18 protein-coding genes are annotated in these 19,057 nt (G+C 61.3%); 8 read left to right on the top strand and 10 right to left on the bottom strand.

What is annotated here, in order from left to right:
* The first annotated feature begins 189 nt into the window (after positions 1–189).
* Entirely contained in the window at positions 190–690 is a 501-nt protein-coding gene (locus HHJ18_RS10625; RefSeq protein WP_296914955.1) for a thioesterase family protein, read from the top strand.
* A 56-nt stretch (positions 691–746) separates the two neighbouring features.
* Here HHJ18_RS10625 and otsA read toward each other — a convergent pair whose 3' ends face one another.
* The 6 genes from otsA to HHJ18_RS10595 all read right to left on the bottom strand — a co-directional run bounded on the left by otsA (position 747) and on the right by HHJ18_RS10595 (position 8,129).
* Positions 747–2,129, bottom strand: coding sequence for an alpha,alpha-trehalose-phosphate synthase (UDP-forming) (otsA, locus tag HHJ18_RS10620; protein ID WP_296914953.1), 1,383 nt, complete (start codon positions 2,127–2,129; stop codon positions 747–749).
* A 154-nt stretch (positions 2,130–2,283) separates the two neighbouring features.
* Positions 2,284–4,128 (bottom strand): glycoside hydrolase family 15 protein, encoded by a 1,845-nt coding sequence (locus tag HHJ18_RS10615; protein WP_296914951.1) that lies wholly within the window; start codon positions 4,126–4,128, stop codon positions 2,284–2,286.
* On the bottom strand, positions 4,125–4,943 hold the full coding sequence (gene otsB, locus HHJ18_RS10610; RefSeq protein WP_296914948.1) for a trehalose-phosphatase: 819 nt from the start codon (positions 4,941–4,943) through the stop codon (positions 4,125–4,127). Before otsB ends, HHJ18_RS10615 begins: the two co-directional genes overlap by 4 nt.
* 112 nt (positions 4,944–5,055) lie before the next feature.
* Positions 5,056–6,336, bottom strand: a complete 1,281-nt coding sequence (locus tag HHJ18_RS10605) for a multifunctional CCA addition/repair protein (protein ID WP_296914946.1) — start codon at positions 6,334–6,336, stop codon at positions 5,056–5,058.
* Between the two features lie 36 nt (positions 6,337–6,372).
* Positions 6,373–7,056, bottom strand: coding sequence for a glutathione S-transferase family protein (locus tag HHJ18_RS10600; protein WP_296914944.1), 684 nt, complete (start codon positions 7,054–7,056; stop codon positions 6,373–6,375).
* A 116-nt stretch (positions 7,057–7,172) separates the two neighbouring features.
* On the bottom strand, positions 7,173–8,129 hold the full coding sequence (locus tag HHJ18_RS10595; protein WP_296914942.1) for a complex I NDUFA9 subunit family protein: 957 nt from the start codon (positions 8,127–8,129) through the stop codon (positions 7,173–7,175).
* Positions 8,130–8,347: 218 nt separating this feature from the next.
* Between HHJ18_RS10595 and HHJ18_RS10590 the strand changes: the two genes are divergently transcribed.
* A complete protein-coding gene (locus HHJ18_RS10590; RefSeq protein WP_296914940.1) occupies positions 8,348–8,791 on the top strand; it encodes a hemerythrin domain-containing protein in 444 nt (147 codons plus the stop codon).
* 44 nt (positions 8,792–8,835) lie between these two features.
* Here the strand turns inward: HHJ18_RS10590 and HHJ18_RS10585 are convergent, their stop codons facing one another.
* Complete coding sequence (locus HHJ18_RS10585) at positions 8,836–9,183, bottom strand: acyl-CoA thioesterase (protein ID WP_296915200.1); 348 nt, start codon at positions 9,181–9,183, stop codon at positions 8,836–8,838.
* Positions 9,184–9,353: 170 nt separating this feature from the next.
* Here HHJ18_RS10585 and HHJ18_RS10580 point away from each other — a divergent pair, with 170 nt between their 5' ends.
* The 6 genes from HHJ18_RS10580 to HHJ18_RS10555 all read left to right on the top strand — a co-directional run bounded on the left by HHJ18_RS10580 (position 9,354) and on the right by HHJ18_RS10555 (position 15,895).
* Positions 9,354–11,240, top strand: coding sequence for an ABC transporter ATP-binding protein/permease (locus HHJ18_RS10580; RefSeq protein ID WP_296914929.1), 1,887 nt, complete (start codon positions 9,354–9,356; stop codon positions 11,238–11,240).
* A gap of 108 nt (positions 11,241–11,348) precedes the next feature.
* Complete coding sequence (locus HHJ18_RS10575; RefSeq protein WP_296914927.1) at positions 11,349–12,311, top strand: LysR substrate-binding domain-containing protein; 963 nt, start codon at positions 11,349–11,351, stop codon at positions 12,309–12,311.
* Between the two features lie 376 nt (positions 12,312–12,687).
* Positions 12,688–13,587 carry an amino acid ABC transporter substrate-binding protein gene (locus HHJ18_RS10570; RefSeq protein ID WP_296914926.1) on the top strand — a complete coding sequence of 300 codons (900 nt, stop codon included), beginning with the start codon at positions 12,688–12,690 and terminating at the stop codon, positions 13,585–13,587.
* 107 nt (positions 13,588–13,694) lie between these two features.
* Complete coding sequence (locus HHJ18_RS10565) at positions 13,695–14,417, top strand: amino acid ABC transporter permease (protein ID WP_296914923.1); 723 nt, start codon at positions 13,695–13,697, stop codon at positions 14,415–14,417.
* A gap of 1 nt (position 14,418) precedes the next feature.
* Positions 14,419–15,087, top strand: coding sequence for an amino acid ABC transporter permease (locus HHJ18_RS10560; protein ID WP_296914920.1), 669 nt, complete (start codon positions 14,419–14,421; stop codon positions 15,085–15,087).
* A gap of 70 nt (positions 15,088–15,157) precedes the next feature.
* Positions 15,158–15,895, top strand: a complete 738-nt coding sequence (locus HHJ18_RS10555; protein ID WP_296914917.1) for an amino acid ABC transporter ATP-binding protein — start codon at positions 15,158–15,160, stop codon at positions 15,893–15,895.
* Between the two features lie 163 nt (positions 15,896–16,058).
* Here the strand turns inward: HHJ18_RS10555 and HHJ18_RS10550 are convergent, their stop codons facing one another.
* Genes HHJ18_RS10550 through HHJ18_RS10540 form a run of 3 tightly spaced genes read right to left on the bottom strand, consistent with a single transcriptional unit; the run spans position 16,059 to position 18,904 of the window.
* Positions 16,059–17,087 (bottom strand): DctP family TRAP transporter solute-binding subunit, encoded by a 1,029-nt coding sequence (locus HHJ18_RS10550; RefSeq protein ID WP_296914913.1) that lies wholly within the window; start codon positions 17,085–17,087, stop codon positions 16,059–16,061.
* Positions 17,088–17,120: 33 nt separating this feature from the next.
* Positions 17,121–18,419: a TRAP transporter large permease gene (locus HHJ18_RS10545; RefSeq protein ID WP_296914910.1), complete on the bottom strand. Its 1,299-nt coding sequence runs from the start codon at positions 18,417–18,419 to the stop codon at positions 17,121–17,123.
* Positions 18,416–18,904 carry a TRAP transporter small permease gene (locus tag HHJ18_RS10540; protein ID WP_296915197.1) on the bottom strand — a complete coding sequence of 163 codons (489 nt, stop codon included), beginning with the start codon at positions 18,902–18,904 and terminating at the stop codon, positions 18,416–18,418. The genes HHJ18_RS10545 and HHJ18_RS10540 overlap by 4 nt, the downstream gene beginning before the upstream one ends.
* Positions 18,905–19,057 lie beyond the last annotated feature (153 nt).

Genomic DNA, 19,057 nt, shown 5'->3' with positions numbered 1-19,057 from the left:
AGCGCGTCGTTGTGCGCCTATCGGGTCAGCACCTACAGCAACAGCAATATCAAAAGCAAAAAAATCAACTCCACGGGAACGCTGCGCGCGCGGCGCGGGCGCAGCGGGCTGTCGTGGCCTTCCTGGCAATTTACGGTGCAGCAAACTGGCTAAAAAATAATGCAAGCGCAAGGCCTGACAATCAATCTCATGACCCAAGCTTTGACCCATCACCCCCTCGTGCCGCCCGTCCTTGAATTTGAAGAGGAGTTCGTCACCGGTCTGAAGAAAATCTTTGAAGAAAAAATTGTCTTCAACCAGCTGCTCGGCCTGAAGATCACCTCGCTGCGGGCGGACCGGGTGACGGGGCGAATCGACATGCGGCACGAATTGATAGGCCACTTCGCCTACAACCGCATTCACGGCGGCGTGATCAGTGCCGGGCTCGACGCCATGGGCGGCCTGGCCGTGATGGCCGCCATCGGTGCGCGCCATATGGACGAGGCGCCCGAGCAGCGGTTGCACCGTTTTTCCAAGCTCGGAACGATTGACCTGCGGGTGGACTATCTGCGGCCAGGCATCAGCGAGTACTTCGAGCTGCGCGCCGAAGTGTTGCGCCTCGGCTCGCGGGTGGCAAGCACGCGCATGGAGTTCTTGGGCGCCGACGGCAAGCTGTTTTCCACGGCGGCGGCGGCTTACATCGTTTCCTGACGCTGCGTTGCTGCGCGTCCGCGCCTCAGGGCTTAACGCCCAGCGCACCACACCAACTAATTGGCGCCGGCTTCGCTCAGCGCCTGCAGAAACGTCTCGCGCCACCAGTGCACATCCTGCTCGCGGATATTTCTCAGCAGCTTCTGATGCCGCGACTGCCGCTCCTCCCGCGGCATCTGCAGCGCCCGCTGTATGGTGTCGGCCATGCCATCGCTGTCGTAAGGGTTGACCAGCAAGGCCTCTTTGAGCTGCTCGGCGGCGCCGGCAAAGCGCGACAGCACCAGCACGCCCGGATCGGCCGGGTCTTGTGCCGCAATAAATTCCTTGGCTACCAGGTTCATGCCGTCGCGCAGCGGGGTGACCAGCGCCACCCGCGCCACGCGGTAGAGCCCGGGCAGGCGTTTGCGCGCCACGTTGCGGTGGATATAGCGGATAGGCATCCAGTCAAGTTCGCCAAAGTTGCCGTTGATGGCGCCGCTCAAGCTCTCAAGTTCCTGCAGCAAAGCGGTGTAGGTCCCCATATCTTCGCGGCTCGGTGAGGCGATCTGGATCAGCGTGGCGCTGCGCAGATTTTCCGGGTATTTTTTCAGCAGCGATGCAAACGCCCGCAGGCGCTGCGGCAGGCCTTTTGAGTAGTCCAGACGCTCGACCCCCAGCAGCAGCTGGCGGCGCGAGTATTCCTCTTTCATGCGTTCGTAAGTGTCGCTCGCCTCTTTGGCGTGCGTCAGCGCCGCGAATTCATCCACGTCAATACCGATCGGGAAAGCGCCAGCCCGCACGGTGCGGTTGAAGGCGCGAAAGCGGTGACCGCCCAGGTCTTCGGCGCCGGCCTCGGCTTCCACGTAGCGAGTCAGGTTCAGCAGGTCGGCCTCGCTTTGAAACCCCACCAGGTCATAGGCAAAGAGCGCACGCATCAGCCATTCGTGTTGCGGAATGGCCGCCAGCAGCTGCTGCGGCGGCAAGGGAATATGCAGGAAAAATCCGATGCGGTTCTTGCAGCCCAAGTCGCGCAGTTCGGACGCCAGCGGAATCAGGTGGTAGTCGTGCACCCAGATGATGTCGTCGGACTTGAGCAGCGTCATCAGCTGGCGCGCAAACAGCTGGTTGACGCGGCGGTAGGCGCTGATGTGGCCGGCGTCAAAGCGCGCCAGATCGAGCCGGTAGTGAAACACCGGCCAGAGCACGCCGTTGCTATAGCCCAGGTAATAGCCCTCATGGTCCTCGGCCGATAAATCGACAGTGGCCAGTTTCACGCTGCCTGCCTGGTGGACATGCAGTTCGCCTTCTCCGGGCTTGCCGCCTTCGATGACGTTGCCACTCCAGCCAAACCAGAGGCCGCCCGTGGCGTTGAGCGAATCGCCCAGCGCCACGGCCAGACCGCCGGCGGCCGGCTTGCGGGGGTCGGCCACGCGGTTGGATACCACGACGAGCCGTTTCATCGGGACGTGACCCCCACGCTTGTCGCTGCGCGTACTGCGCTGCCCCCCGAGGGGGCTGAACTTCGCTTGGGGCGGCCCGGCGCTTCGTTCGCCGTCTCACCGCCGGTCACTCCGCGCCGTATCGTACTGCGCTGACGGTTACTACTTTTGAGTGTCATACCTGCGACTCCCATGGCGCGGACAGGCGCACCGCTGCGTTGATGATGCCCACCATGGAGTAGGTTTGCGGAAAGTTGCCCCACATCTCGCCTGTGACTGGGTGCGTGTCTTCTGAGAGCAGTCCGAGATGATTGCGCACGCCCAGCATGGTCTCGAAAATCTCGCGCGCTTGTTCCTTGCGGCCAATGCGCGCCAGCGCATCAATGCGCCAGAAGGTGCAGATGTTGAAGGCGGTTTCGGGTTTGCCGAAATCGTCGGGGGCCTCGTAGCGGCGCATGTAGGGGCCGTCGCACAAATGAGTTTCCAGCGCATCCACCGTGGCGATGAAGCGCGGGTCTTTCGGATCGATGAAGCCAACCTCAATCATCAGCAGCACGCTGGCATCCAGACCGAGTCCGCCAAAACTCTCGGTAAAAGCCTGACGCTCTTCGCTCCAGGCTTCACGCAAGATGCGCTCCTGCATGCGCTGCGCATGGTCCTGCCAGTAGGCCGCGCGCTCGGGAAGCTTGAGCGTCCGCGCGATTTTGCCGAGCCGGTCGCACGCCGCCCAGCACATCAGTGCCGACGAGGTGTGCACGCGGGCGCGAGTGCGCAACTCCCACATGCCGGCATCGGGTTTGTCGTAAGTGCGCGCCGCCTGTTCGCCGACTTCTTCCAGCCGTTTGAATTCGGCCAGCCCGGCGCGGTGCAGCAGACGGTGGTCATGAAATGCCTGTGCCGCGCCCAGTACCACATTGCCATACACGTCATGTTGAAAATGCTCTTGCGCCTGATTGCCGACGCGCACCGGCCCCATACCCCGGTAACCGCTCAAATGGGCCATCACCGCTTCGGGCAGTTCGCGCTCCAGGCCAATGCCGTATAGCGGCTGGATGTGCCCGCCCTTGGCCTGCACCACGACGTTGCTGAGCCAGCGCAGGTAGTCTTCCAGGGTGCCGACCTCGGACAGGCTGTTGAGCGCCCGCACCACAAAAAAGGCATCGCGCAGCCAGCAAAAGCGGTAGTCCCAGTTGCGCTGGCTGCCTGGTGCTTCCGGGATGCTGGTGGTCATAGCCGCCACGATGGCGCCAGTGTCTTCAAACAGCGACAGCTTGAGCGTGATGGCGGCGCGTATCACCGCGGCCTGCCACTCCAGCGGAATATGCAGGCGCTGACTCCATTTGCGCCAGTAGCTGACGGTCTCCTGTTCAAACAGTCGCGCCGTGTCGGCGATGCCGTCGGCCAGCGACTCGTCGGCGCCCAGTAAAAAGTTGTACTCGCGGGTCAGCACAAAAGGCTGACGGGACAGCAGGTGCGACAGCGGCGCGTCGGTGTTCAGCCGCAGCGTCAGCGCATCGCCGACATAGCGCAGGTGGTTACTGCCCTGCGTGATCAATGGCTGGCGCCTGCCCCAGTCAAAACGGATGTCCAGCGAGACCCGGATACGCGGCGCGCCGTGGATATTGCGAACCCGCCGCACCAGCGTCATGGGCCTGAAAAACCGTGAGCGGCTGTAAAAACGCGGTGCGAAGTCGGTGATCTCCACGGCTTGGCCGCTTTTGTCAAACAGCTGGGTGCGCAGCACGGCGGTATTGGGCTCGTACCACTGCTTGGAATGCGCGAAATCCTCGATCTCGATGGCGAAGGCGCTCGATTGGGACGTGTCACGGTCGTCCTTGTCGCTACTGGGCTCAAGCAGCGCGTTGAACACCGGATCCCCGTCAAAGCGCGGCAGGCAGCACCAGACAATGCGCCCGCGCGCATCAATCAATGCACTGAAGGCACAGTTGCCAATCACCCCCATGGCCAGCGACGGCTCCGCCGGTGGCGCGAAGTGCACAGAGTCGGCTGCTACCGTCATGGCTTGATCTTCCGCATCGGTGGGTTTTGTTCTTCGGATAGTCTGTCGGGAAGGGTGCTGTAGTTCTGGCTGGCCGCCTGCAGCCATTGCCGGAAAGCCGCTGGCGTCGCGCAGCGGTAGTGAGCCAGCGTGGCGCCCTCGCCAATCTTGATGCTCTGACCGCCCAGCAACTGAACGGCTGAAAATCCCGCTTCGTCGGTCACGTCATCCCCCGCGAACAGCGGCAGGCGGCCAGCAAAGGGCGGCTGCGCCATGAAGGCAGCAATGGCCGTGCCCTTGCTGACGCCCACCGGCTTGACCTCAAAGACACATTTGCCGCGCAGCAATTCCAGGCCGGGCGCGCTGCCAGCCGCTTCCAGCATGACTGGCAGGCACTGCGCTTCAAGCTCGGGTGCGTGGCGGTAGTGCAAGGCGACGGCCGCCGTCTTGATTTCCACGCGCAGACCGGTATGCTGCGCTGCCAGCGCCGAGGCCAGTCGCGCCACGTCACGCAAATCGGGTGAGGCGAGGCGGAGCACTTCGCCGGATGGCAAGCGGCATTGCGCACCGTGTTCAGCGGCGGTGGTCAACCGCAAGGGCGCGAGGAAGCCGTCCAGTTCCACCAGCTGACGCCCCGACACAATGGCCAGCGCGCCGTCAAGTTGGGCCTGCAGTTGCCGCAGGGTGGGAACCAACTCTGCAGTCACTTGCACCGCATCCGGCTGCGGCGCCAGGTCGGCCAGCGTACCGTCAAAGTCCAGAAACAGCGCGGTCTGGGGGCCGACCGGCGGCAAAAAAGAGGACGGCGATGGCGCCTGAGCGGGTGATAACTGCATCACCAATAACCTTAGCAGCAGCGCCCTGAAATAGCTGTAGGCCGGTATCGCTGGTATCTCTGGTAACGCTAATATCGTTTTTTAACAAAGCAACGCTGCAAAGCACGGCAAGTTACTGCGGTGGCGCTGCCGCAAAGCCCGGGTTGCTGCCCACGGCCGCCACCCGCGCCTGCTGAATCAGCTCGCCAATGCGTTTGCCGTCCTGCCCGGCGGCCTGCGCCGCAGCCGCCACGCTATGCGTTGCCACTGATTGGGCCGCTAGCAGCGCGTCAAGCAGCCGCTGGTGCTGCGGGTAGGGCGACTGCGCCAGCCCGAGGCGGCCGCGCGCATCGCATTCGCACGCCAGCAGCACATCGGCAAAGCGCTGCGGCTTGCGAAACGCGTCGCAGCGCTCCAGCAAGCGCACCACGGCCGCCGCGTTGAAGTCCGCGCTGCGATGAATATTGCCGTGCTCGCGCGCCACCACGTCGGCGATTTCGCGGCAATCGACCGGCACGCGCAGGCGCTCGCACATCCCCTTGAGCAGGCGCGCACTGCGCTCTTCATGACCGATGTGTTTGGGTAATATGTCAACCGGTGTCGTCCCCTTGCCCAGGTCGTGGCCCAGGCAGGCAAAGCGCACCGGCAAAGGCGCCTGCAGCTGCGCTGCCATGTCCAGCACCAGCATCAGATGGATGCCGGTGTCAATCTCGGGGTGGTACTCGGCGCGCTGCGGCACGCCCCACAGAGCGGCAACTTCGGGCAGCAGCCTTTGCAGCGCACCGCAGTCGCGCAGCACTTGCAGCATGCGCGATGGTTTGTTTTCCATCAGGCCGCGCGCCAGCTCCTGCCAGACCCGTTCGGACACCAGCGCATCGACTTCGCCACTGGCAACCATGTCCTGCATCAGCACCAGAGTTTCGGGCGCAACCGAAAAATCCTCGAAGCGGGCGGCAAAGCGCGCCAGCCGCAGGATGCGGACCGGGTCCTCGCGAAAAGCCTCGGTGACATGGCGCAACACCTTGGCGCGCAGGTCGCGCTGCCCGCCGTAGGGGTCGATCAACGCCTCAAAATCTGGCTCAAATACGGCTGCAGCCCTTTTCTGAAGGGCGGGAGCAGCTATTGAATTGATAGTAAGGTCGCGCCGCGCCAGGTCTTGCTGCAGCGTCACGTCGGGCGCGGCATGCACGACAAAACCGCGGTAACCGCGCGCCGTCTTGCGCTCGGTGCGCGCCAGCGCGTACTCCTCGCGGGTTCGCGGATGCAAGAACACTGGAAAGTCCTTGCCCACCGCCAGGTAGCCTTGGGCCATCAACTGCTCGGGCGTGGCACCCACCACCACCCAGTCGTGGTCTTGCACCGGCAAGCCCAGCAGGGTATCGCGCACCGCACCACCAACCATGTAAATTTGCATGCGGCCAGTTTAGCGGCGCAAACCCTCAGCGCCTCATCAGCGCTTGATGCGGTACGGTTCCTCAAAATCACGGAAGTCGTTTTCCGCCAGCGCGTCGTCTATCCAGGCCCTGACGCCGGGCAGCGCACTCAGGTGGGCTATGTAAGCGCTGATGTCTGCCGCCACTGGGAAGGCGTAGTTTTTCAGCCGCATGCACACCGGTGCAAAAAACGCATCGGCAATGCCGAACGCACCAAAAAGCAGGGGACCCTTGTGTTCTGCCAGCAACTCGCCCCACATGGCGATGAGGCGCGCGACATCGGCGCGCACCGCGGGCTTGTCGCGCCAGATAAGTTGGCCCGCCGCTTTCAGGTCGGCCTCGATGTTCATCGGGCAGGCCGCGCGCAGGGCAGCAAAGCCGCTGTGCATTTCGGCGCAGACACTGCGCGCCCTGGCCCGCGCTGGCAGGTTTTGCGGCCAGAGTTGTTTGTCAGGAAAGCGTTCTGCCAAGTATTCGGCAATGGCCAGCGTGTCCCACACCAGCAGGCCTTCGTCATCGAGCACCGGCACCTTGCCTGCGGGGTTGATGTTGCTGGTCTTTTGCCTGAATTCGGAGCCGGCGTCGAAGGAATCGAAACGAATCGTCACTTCTTCGAAAGCAATGCCGGCCTGCTTGAGTAGCACCCATGGCCGCATCGACCAGGAAGAGTAGTTCTTGTTCCCGATATAGAGCTTGAGCATGGTGTACCTGTCGTCTAAGGAAGGAAGGCCGAATGACGCGGCTTGCGATCCTGCCGGGGCTGGCGGGCCGCCATTCAAGCTAAAAAAGGCGCCAAATTGATGGCCGCGAAACCTTGCTAAAACCTGCCTGCGGTTTTTCGTTTGGCCATGAGCCCGCTACGCAGGCCCTGCGCGCCCAGATACGACGGCGCAATCGCAGCCAGCGCGGCAGGCGTGATGCCCAGCGCCTTTAGACCGGGCAGCCAGCCGGTGGCCACGTTGTCGGTTTTCATGGCGTCCAGATTGTCCCGGCTCAGCAGCGGCTCTCCCGGCGCCAGTTCCATCAGTGCCGCCTGCAGACGCGCCAGCGGGGCGGGCAGCGCCAGCACAGTGCGGCCCCTGCCGCCGTTGACGCCGGCCCAGCGGCCAGCCAGCTCGACCAGTTGCCTGAGCGTGAACACCTCGGGCCCGCAAATCTCAAAAATCTGGCCTATGGTGCTGCTGTCCTGCAGGCAGCGCAGCAGTGCGCTGGCCACGTCTTCAACCCACACCGGCTGAAAGCGTGCCTGGCTGCCTGCCAGCGGAATGACCGGAAAGAATTGCTGCAGCCGGGCAAAGGTGTTGAGGAATTTGTCTCCGGCGCCAAAGATCACACTGGGGCGCAGCACCGTCACGTCCAGCTCGCTGCTGATTAGCACCGCCTCGCCGCGCGCCTTGCTGCGCTGGTACCCGGATGCTGAGGTCAGCGAAGCGCCCAGCGCGCTGACATGGACGAGGCGGCGCACGCCGCTGGTCTCGCAAGCGCGTGCCAGCGTCTGTGGCAACTGCACATGGGCTTTTTCAAAGGCGTCCTCCGATCCATGCAGGATGGCGACCAGATTGACCACGGCGTCGTGACCCGCGAGCAGGCGCGCGAGCGAAGCGCTGTCGTAGGCATCGGCCTCGGCGATTTCAAGCATGGGCAGCATCAGCAGGTGCCGCGCGTTGGCGCGCCGTCGCGTGACCACCGTCACGCTGCATTGCGCCTCGACCAGTTTTTCACAAAGGTGCCGGCCAACAAAACCGGTACCGCCAAGGATGAGGACTTTTTTCATAGGCACTAATTTAGCGCGTTTACACCCGGCTGCCGACGTGCTTGCACTTTTAAAACAATTTTTACAGTAATTTAGGGCTCTAGACCATATGGGACGGGCGCAAGTAGCTATTAATTCAGGAGCAACCGCAGCGCCGGCCAGTAGTCCCAGCCACCGTCCCATACAGCTATCGCCATTGGCCTACAGGGGCCGGCTGGCGCCGTGCGGATAATAATTTAATGAATATTTTCGAAGCTTTGCGCATTAGCCACGACACCCAGCGCGCGCTGGCCAATCAGCTGCTCGAGACCCAGGGCGACAGTCCTCAAAGGGCCTCGCTCTTCAAAGAGCTCAAGCGCGAACTGGCAGCGCACGCGGCGGCCGAGGAGCGGTTTTTTTATGTGCCGCTGATCACGCACGACACGACGCAGGAGCCGTCGCGCCATGGCATTGCTGAGCATCACGAGATGGACAAGCTGGTCGAGCAGCTGGAGGAAACCGAGCTCAGCTCGCCGGGCTGGCTGGCCATTGCCAAGGCCTTGCATCACAAGGTGTTTCACCACCTGGAAGACGAGGAGAAGAGCGTTTTTCAGCTCGCGGGCAAGGTATTGACCGAGGCCGAGAAGCTGTCGCTGGCTAAAGACTACGAGGGTGAGTTCGTCTCGCAGCGCATCAAGGATTGATCGCTGATCAGCCTCAGGTCAGCGTGCACAAATAAAATTTCAGCTTACCGGCGCGCAATCTTGCGCGGCCTGCCCGCATCGTCGAGCGCCACATAGGTCAGGCTGGCTTCAGTAACCTTGATGTAGCGGCCTTGCGAGCGAAAACGCTCGGCGTAGACCTCGACCTGCACCGTGATCGAGGTGGTGCCCTGGCGTGTCACGGCAGCAAAAAACGACAAGATGTCGCCGACCCGCACCGGCTGCTTGAAGACGAACTGGTTGACCGCCACCGTCGCCATGCGGCCATCGACATAGCGCGCCGGCACCACCGCACCGGCCAGGTCGACCTGGGCCATGACCCAGCCGCCGAAGATGTCGCCGTTGGCGTTACAGTCGGCCGGCATCGGAATCATCTTGAGCACCAGCTCCTTGTCGGTCGGCAACTGCACCGTGACGGCATGCGTGACCGCGTCGGCGCCAGCAACCGCGTCGGCCTTCAGGGGTTTGTCCGTGGGAGCGCTTGTTTCGAGGGACATAGGCACAATCTGAAAAGAAATTCAAACAACTCCAACGATTGTGACTCATGCGCTCCCGTGCTTCCGCTGCTGATTCTTCGCTTCCTTTACCCACTGCAGCCGCTGCGGCGGCGGGAGCCTCGCCCCGGACGCCGGCGCCCGAGCGCTCGGATTGGACCACCTTAAAACGCCTGTTTCCCTATCTGTGGGATTACAAATGGCGCGTTATGGCGGCGCTGGCCTTCATGGTGGGCGCCAAGCTGGCCAACGTGGGCGTGCCGCTGCTGCTGAAAAATCTGGTGGACACCATGAACATCAAGCCCGGCGACGCGCAGGCGATGCTGGTGGTGCCGGCCGCCTTGCTGCTGGCCTACGGTCTGCTGCGCCTTTCGACCACGCTGTTCACCGAGCTGCGCGAGCTGGTATTTGCCAAGGCCACCGAAGGCGCGGCGCGGCGCATCTCGCTTGAAGTGTTTCGCCATCTGCACGCGCTCAGCCTGCGCTTTCACCTGGAGCGGCAAACCGGCGGCATGACGCGCGACATCGAGCGCGGCACGCGCGGCGTGCACTCGCTGATCTCGTACTCGCTCTACAGCATCGTCCCGACCCTGATCGAAGTGACGCTGGTCCTGACCCTGCTGGCTATCAAGTTTGACGTCTGGTTTGCCGGCATCACCGGCATCGCGCTGGTGTTTTACATCTTCTTCACGGTCAAGGTGACCGAATGGCGCACGCAGTATCGCAAGACCATGAACGAGCTCGATTCTTCGGCGCATAGCCGCGCCGTCGACTCGCTTTTAAATTATGAAACCGTCAAGTATTTCAACAACGAGGAATTTGAAGCCTTGCGCTACGACGAGGGCTTGGTGCGCTACCGCCAGGCCGCCATCAAGAGCCAGAACACGCTGAGCCTGCTCAACACCGGGCAGCAGGTAATCATCGCGATCGCGCTGGTCACCATGCTGTGGCGCGCCACGCAAGGCGTGGTCGATGGCCGCATGACGCTGGGCGACCTGGTGATGGTCAACGCTTTCATGATCCAGCTCTACATCCCGCTGGGTTTTCTGGGGGTGATCTACCGCGAAATCAAGCAGAGCCTGACCGACCTGGAAAAGATGTTCACGCTGATGGAACGCGAGCGCGAAATCGCCGACGAGCCCGGTGCGCAGCCTATCCGCATTGAAGGTTCACCGGCCTTGCGCTTTGAAAACGTCAGCTTTGCCTACGAGGCGGCACGCCCGATCCTGCACAACGTGAGTTTTGAAATTCCGCCGGGCAAAACCGTGGCGGTGGTGGGCTCGTCGGGTGCCGGCAAATCGACGCTGGCGCGCCTGTTGTTTCGCTTCTACGACGTGAGTAACCCGCAGGAAGGAGGCCGCATCACGATTGCCGGGCAGGACATCAAGCAGGTCACCCAGTCCAGCGTGCGCCAGGCGATTGGCATCGTGCCGCAAGACACCGTGCTTTTCAACGACACCGTTGAATACAACATCGCCTACGGCCAGCCAGGCGCCAGCCACGCCGAGGTGGAAGAGGCGGCGCGCGCGGCGCACATTCACAATTTCATAGCAGCGACGCCCCTGGGTTACCAGACCATGGTGGGCGAGCGCGGCCTGAAACTTTCGGGCGGTGAAAAGCAGCGCGTGGCAATTGCCCGTACCCTGTTGAAAAACCCCCCTGTGGTGATTTTCGACGAAGCCACCTCGGCGCTCGACTCGGCCAACGAGCGCGCCATTCAGGCGGAACTTCGTACCACTGCCCAGAACAAGACCACCTTGGTGATTGCGCACCGCCTGTCAACGGTGGTGGACGCACACGAAATTCTGGTGATGGACGCCGGCCGCATCATCGAGCGCGGCAACCACGCCGCCCTGTTGGCCGCCAACGGGCGCTACGCCGAGATGTGGGCGATGCAGCAGCAGAGTCAGCAATTTGAGGATGAAATAGGGGTCTAGCCTATATAGGACGGGCGCAAGCAGCTATTAAAAACAGAGCATTTTTGTTTTGCGACCGGCCCCGCCAGGCGGCGTTGCCGACGCCAGGCTCGCGTCGATAATCTGCCCATGGAAACCAAATGGCTGGAAGATTTCGTCTCGCTCGCTGAAACCCGCAGTTTCAGCCGCTCTGCCCAATTGCGACATGTCACGCAGCCAGCCTTTTCGCGGCGTATTCAAGCGCTCGAAGCCTGGGCCGGCGCCGACCTGGTTGACCGCAGCTCGTATCCGACGCGGCTGACGCCGGCTGGCGAGACGCTGTACAACCAGTCGCTGGAAATGCTGCAGGGCCTGCAGTCGACCCGCGCCATGCTGCGCGGCCATGCCTCGGCCGGGCAGGACGTCATCGAGTTTGCGGTGCCGCACACGCTGGCCTTCACCTTCTTCCCGGCTTGGGTCAGCAGCCTGCGCGAGAAGTTCGGTCCCATCAAAAGCCGGCTGATTGCACTCAATGTGCACGACGCGGTGCTGCGCCTGGTCGAGGGCAGTTGCGACCTCTTGATTTCCTACCATCATGATTCCCAGCCTTTCCAGTTGCACCCGGACCGCTATGAAATGGTCTCGCTGGGGCGCGAAGTGCTGGCGCCGTTTTCCCGGGCCAATGCCGCGGGCGAGCCGGAGTTCAGCCTGCCGGGGCGGGCCGGGCAACTGCTACCTTATCTGGGCTACGCGCCGGGGGCGTATCTGGGGCGCATGGTGGACTTGATCCTCAAGCAGTCCAGCGTCCCGATTCATCTGGACCGCGTCTATGAAACCGACATGGCCGAGGGCTTGAAGGCGATGGCGCTGGAAGGCCACGGCATTGCCTTTTTACCGCTGAGCGCTGTCAAGAAAGAGGTCAGGGCAAAAAAACTGGTCAGCGCCGGCGGCCATCTGGAAATGACCATGGATGTGCGCCTTTACCGGGAGCGGCCCAGTTCCAAAGAAGGCGCTAAAAGCCACGCGCAGGCGCTTTGGACCTTCTTGCAGCCGCCTGCCAGCGCCAGCGACAAAGCCAGCAGCCGGGGCGGCTTGCAGGCTGCGACTAAGTAGCAACCCGTGCTCGCTATACAAAAAATGCATGGCCTTGCGCTGAAACGGCATTGGTGTTTTCAAGCCTGAAACTCTAAAGTGCGGCAGCTTGCAATTTTGAGAGGGTTGCCCCGGCAGGTTCAAGGAAGACGCAAATGACGCAGTCGCCCTCAATAACTGGCTTCCTGGCATAAAGACTGCTTGTAGCTGCCGTATAGTTCAGTCCACTGCCGCGTGCACCAGGTTTGGCAAGGTCGGCAAGTGCTGTTTTTCTGGCGATTCGTGAAGATTTCCCGGTCTGTGCCGTGTTGCAAAGGCCGGGTAAACCTAGACGGGCGCCAAGGTGCCGGCTCTAAAATAGTTCTGTCCACTTTCATTTTTCTTTACTGGAGATTCCATGAAACTTAAGCTAGCCGCTTTGTCCGTCGCCCTGCTCGCAAGCACCGGTGCATTCGCCCAAGGAGCCGATACGCTCAGCAAAGCCAAGTCCTCGGGTGTCGTGACCATGGGCGTGCGCGACTCCTCGGGCGCGCTGTCCTATACCCTGGGCGATGGTAAATACACCGGCTACCACGTCGAAGTTTGCCAGCGCATCCTGGCTGATCTGGAAAAGTCCGCCGGCCGCAAGCTGGAAGTGAAATACCAGCCGGTGACCTCGCAAAACCGCATTCCGCTGGTGCAAAACGGCACTGTGGACATCGAGTGCGGCTCCACCACCAACAACGCGACCCGCGCCAAGGATGTGGCCTTTGTCGTCACCACCTTCGTTGAGGAAGTGCGCATCGCCGTCAAAGCCAATTCCGGCATTACCTCGGTGGCCCAGCTTGGTGGCAAGACGGTGGCTACCACCACCGGCACCACCTCTGTGCAGACACTGCGCAAGAACAAGCGCGCCAGCGGCGTTGAGTTCAAGGAGATTTTCGGCAAAGACCATTCCGACAGTTTTCTGCTGCTCGAATCGGGCCGTGCCGATGCTTTCGTGATGGACGGCTCCATTTTGGCGGGCAATATCGCCACCGCCAAAAATCCGGCTGACTTCAAGGTGGTGGGGGAGGTGTTGAGCGTCGAGCCCATCGCCATCATGATCCGCAAGGACGACCCGCTGCTGAAGCGCCTGGCCGACGACACCGTCAAAGGCCTGATCAAGTCGGGCGAGTTGAACAAGCTGTACACCAAATGGTTCCTGCAGCCGATTGAGCCGAAAAACACCAAAGTCGGCCTGCCCTTGAGCGCCAGCACCAAGGCCGCCTGGGACAACCCGAACGACAATCCGATGGAGTCGTACGCCGCCAAGTAATTTGGGCCCGGTAACGTGAAAAACCCCGCCGGTTCTCTTGCTCTGGCGGGGTTTTGCATTTACTGTCTCGTGGAATAACAACACAACAACAATTGGCTGGAGCCGTGATGACTTGGGATTGGCGGGTATTTTTAAACGACGACGGCAGCGGCCGTACCTATTTGCAATGGATGTTTGATGCCTGGGGCTGGACGCTAGCCGTCGCGGCTTCGGCCTGGGTCGTGGCCATGCTGTTCGGCGTGGTGATGGGGACCTTCCGGACCTTGCCGAACCACCCCTGGCTGGTGCGCCTGGGCAATGCCTGGGTAGAGTTGTTTCGCAACATTCCGCTGCTGGTTCAAATCTTCATCTGGTACTTCGTCGTGCCCAAGATGTTTCCGGCCATGAAAGAAGTGCCCGGCTTTGTGCTGGTGGTGCTGGCGCTCGGGTTTTTTACGTCGGCGCGGATTGCCGAGCAGGTGCGTGCCGGCGTGCAGGCGCTGCCGCGCGGCCAGCGCTATGCCGGTATGGCGCTGGGCTTTACCACGGCGCAAACCTACCGCTATGTTATTTTGCCGATGGCTTTTCGCATCATCATTCCGCCGCTCACCAGCGAATCGATGAACCTGCTGAAGAACTCTTCGGTGGCGTTTGCCGTGTCGATTGCCGAGCTCACCATGTTTGCCATGCAGGCGCAGGAGGAAACCTCGCGTGGCATCGAAATTTACATCGCTGTGACGGCGCTCTATGCCGTATCGGCGTTTGCCGTGAACCGCATCATGGCCCTGGTGGAAAAGAAACTGCAGATTCCGGGCTACGTCGTAGCCGGAAGCGCAGGCGGAGGGCACTGACATGCTGGGACTCGACCTGACCTTTTTGAACTGGGAGATTCTTTCCAAGTTCGTCATTAACGGTTTTATTTTCAGTGTTCAGCTCACGGTGATTGCCACTTTAGGCGGCATCGTGCTGGGTACGCTGCTCGCGCTGATGCGCCTGTCGGGGCAAAAACTGCTGGTGCTGCCGGCGACTATTTACGTCAACGGCATGCGCTCTGTTCCGCTGGTCATGGTGATCTTGTGGTTCTTCCTGCTGGTGCCAACCATCATCGGCCGGCCGATAGGCGCCGAGCTGTCGGCCACGATCACCTTCGTCGCTTTTGAAGCGGCCTATTTCAGCGAGATCATGCGCGCCGGCATTCAGTCGATTTCCAGCGGCCAGGTGAATGCCGGGCGTGCGCTGGGTATGACCTATGGCCAGAACATGCGGCTGATCATCTTGCCGCAGGCGTTTCGCAACATGGTGCCGGTGCTGCTGACGCAGACCATCATCCTGTTTCAGGACACCTCGCTGGTCTATGCCATTGGCGCGTACGACCTGCTCAAAGGCTTTACCACTGCGGGCAAGATTTATGGTCGTCCCGAAGAGGCCTATCTGCTGGCGGCCGTGGTTTATTTTGTGATTTGTTTCGGTCTGTCCTACATGGTCAAACGGCTGAACAGCCGCATCGCCATCATTCGCTAAAGCTGCCTGGCAAGGCCTGAAAACGCCTGGTAAAGCACGGCAAAAATACACGGCGCACACTGGAGAAGAAATGATTGAGTTAAAAGAAGTTTCCAAATGGTACGGTGACGTGCAGGTGCTCAGCAACTGCAGCACACGTATCCAAAAAGGCGAAGTCGTCGTGGTTTGCGGGCCTTCCGGCTCGGGCAAATCGACGCTGATCAAGGTCATCAACGCGCTGGAGCCCTTCCAGAAAGGCGAGATTTTTGTCAATGGCCAGGCGGTGCATGACCCCAAGACCGATTTGCCCAAGCTGCGCAGCCATGTCGGCATGGTGTTCCAGAATTTCGAGTTGTTTCCGCATTTGAGCGTGACCGAAAACCTGACGCTGGCGCAGATCAAGGTATTGGGCCGCAGCGCCGACGACGCCAAAGCGCACGGCCTGAAGTATCTGGACCGCGTCGGCCTGATGGCGCACAAGGACAAATTCCCCGGTCAGCTGTCGGGCGGCCAGCAGCAGCGCGTGGCGATTGCCCGTGCCTTGAGCATGGACCCGATTGCCATGCTGTTCGACGAGCCGACCTCGGCGCTGGACCCGGAGATGGTCGGCGAGGTGCTCGAGTGCATGATGGGGCTTGCCACCGACGGCATGACCATGATGGTGGTCACGCACGAAATGGGTTTTGCCAAGAAAGTCGGCAGCCGCGTTATCTTCATGGACGTGGGCGGGCATATTCTGGAAGACTGCACCAAGGAAGAATTCTTCAGCCACCCGGAAAACCGCAAGGAGCGCACGCGCGACTTCCTAAACAAGATTCTTCAGCATTGAGCGGATAAAGGGCCGCGCCCAAATGGCACGCAGGCATCGGCAAAATTTTGAAGGTCCTTTTTCAGCCGGAAGCCAGTGGCGACTACCGTCGCTAGCCCTGTGCTGCCAGGCGCGAACGCAAAAAAGCCCCGAATTCGGGGCTTTTTTGCGTTTGCGCCAAGGCTTATTTCTTGCGCGCTGCAATCGACTTTTCAGCCGCGTTGACCAAGTTGGCGCCAATTTGGCCTTTCCATTTTTCATACACCGGGCGTGTTGCCTTGACAAACGCTTCGCGCTCTTGCGGGCTCAGCTGGGTCACGGTGACGCCGTGGCTGGCAATCTCTTTGAGCAGCGGCCGGTCGGCTTCGGCCAGGCCTTTGCGGGCAATCGCGATTTCCTGCTTGCCAGCGTCCATGGCCGCCTGTTTCACGATGGCCTGGTCTGCTGGCGTCCAAGAAGCCCAAATGTCCTTGTTCGCCACAAAGATCAGCGGGTCCGACACGTAGCCCCACATCGTGACGTACTTCTGCGCCATGGTGTGAAGCTTGGCGGCGGTGTAAATCGCCATCGGGTTTTCCTGACCGTCCACCGCGCCGGTTGCCAGGGCCGGCTGTGCATCGGCCCAGCTCATCTGGGTCGGGTTGGCTCCGAGAGCGGTAAAGGTGTCCAGGAACAATGGTGAGCCGACGACGCGGATTTTCAGGCCTTTGAGGTCTTCCGGCTTCTTGATGATGAGCTTGGAATTGCTGATTTCCCGGTAGCCGTTTTCGCCCCACGCCAGCGGCATCACGCCCGCCTTGTCGATGATCTTGAAAATGTCCTTGCCCACCTCACCCTGGGTCAGTGCGTCCATCGCGGCGTAGTCGGGCATCAAGAACGGCAGCGAGAACAGGTTCAGCGCCTTCACCTGCGGCGACCAGTTGATGGTCGAGCCGACAGCCAGGTCGATCACGCCTTGGCGGATGGCGCTGAATTCGCGCGTCTGATCACCCTGAATGAGCGAGACGCCAGGGTAGAGCTTGATGTTGATGCGGCCCTGGGTGCGCTCGCGCACCAGATTGGCCCAGATTTCGCCGCCCTTGCCCCAGGGGTATGCCGGGCCGAGGACCAGCGACATTTTGTATTCGGATTTGTAGGTCTGTGCGGGTGCAGCGACCGTGAAGGCCAGCGCGGCGGCGGCCAGAGCCAGGCCGAGAACGGTTTTAAATTTCATGACGGAAGTCTCCTTGTTAAAAATAATTCGGGCTCAGTAGCCCAGCTTGCGCGGCAGCCAGAGGGCCAGTTCGGGAAAGGCTATCACGGCGATCAGCACCAGGAACATCGCGGCCAGCATCCAGACCACCCAGCGCACGGTTTCTTCCATGCGCACATTGGCAATCCGGCAGGACACCATCAGGTTCACGGCCAGCGGCGGCGTGAACTGGCCCAGTGCCACTTTCAGCGTGAGGATGACGCCGAACCACACCAAGTCCCAGTGGTAATACTGAGCAATTGGCAGAAGAATCGGCACAAAGATGAGGAAAATCGACACGCCGTCGAGGAACATGCCGACGATGATCAGCATCAGGATCAGCAGGGACAAAATGCCGTACTCGCCCAGTCCCGAATTGACGATGGCGTTCGTCAGCGGATCGATGATGCCCAGGGTGTTGAGAGAATAGGCAAAAATGCCGGCCAGCGAAACCACCAGCAAAATCACCGCCGACAATTCGCCCGACTCGCGCAGGATCGGAAACAGGTCCCGAATCGTAATGGTGCGGTGAATCACCATGCCAACAAACAGCCCGTAAAACACCGCCACCACCGCCGCTTCGGTCGGCGTAAACCAGCCCGCACGCATGCCGCCCAGAATCAGCACCGGCGCGGCCAGACCCCAGACAGCATCGCGCAGGCTGGCCCAGAAAGGCGGGCGCGGCATGCTGGATTCGAGTGCGCCCATTTTGTGCTTGCGCGACAGCCAGACGGCCGGCACGATCAGCGCCAGCCCGGCCAGGATGCCCGGAATCATGCCGGCGGCAAACAGCGCCGGTACCGAAGCGCCCGGCACCAGCACCGAGTAGACAATGAAGGCCACTGATGGCGGAATCAGGATATCGGTCGCCGCCGCAGCGCCCACCACGCTGGCCGAAAACGCCGCTGGGTAACCGGCACGGTTCATGGCGGCAATCATCACGCCACCCACGGCCGCTGCACAGGCCGGGCCGGAGCCTGAAATGCCACCCAAAAACATCGCCACGGCAATCGCCACCAGCGGCAGCATGCCGGGGCCGCGCCCGACGATGGCGACCGCAAAATTGACCAACCTCAACGCCACGCCGGAACGGTCAAAAATCGATCCGACCAGTACGAACATGGGAATCGCCAGCAAGGGGTACTTGCCCAAGCCAGCGTAAAAGTTTTGCGGAACGGCCAGCAGGCCCAACCATTGCGCGTCTAGATTGGCCAGTGCAATAGCTGTGGCGCCGGCCAGGCCGAGCGCCGCGCCGATGGGCACGCCCACCAGCATCATGGCGATAAACGCCACAAAGAGTAGCGTTGCGATCATGAGCGGCGTCCGCGGCGCATGAAGAGGCCGACGGCGCGCAATGCAATGCCGATGGAAAGAATCGGCAGCCAGATCGAATACCACCACTGCGGCACACCAATGCCAGGGGAGGTTTCGCCAAAGCGGTAGTCATCCCACACCAGTCGCAGGCTCAGCACGCCAATCAGCGAAAACAGCAGGGCGACCATCACCGCACCAAAGCGCGACAGCGTTTTGCGCCTGGCCATGGAGCCGCTGTCAGAAAAATATTCGATGCGGATATGCCGGTCACGCGCAACCGCAGCGGAACTGCCAACCAGCGCCAGCACGATCATGAGAAACACCGAGAACTCTTCAGTCCAGGCAAAAGACTGGTTGGTGAAATAGCGGGCGATGACATTGGCGAAGGTGATCAGCGCCAGCGCGCCCATAACGATGACGGTCAGCCAGTCTTCAATCTTAAGTGGAACGTGTACCGCTTCATCGACTTCATCAAGTGGCGGCATGGCTTCTGGTGCGTGACCAGCGGCGGAAGGGAAAGTCATGGAATTAGCGCTTTAGTAATTGAAGTGGGGCGATCTTCGTGTCGCCTGAGCCGGCCTCCGGACAACCGGGCGTTGTGCTCTCTTGCGGCCAGGGCATATCGTAACGGCTGGCTC

This window comes from Polaromonas sp. (genome assembly GCF_012927455.1).
Classification (GTDB): domain Bacteria; phylum Pseudomonadota; class Gammaproteobacteria; order Burkholderiales; family Burkholderiaceae_C; genus Polaromonas.
This window is presented reverse-complemented; position numbering and strand designations above follow the sequence as displayed.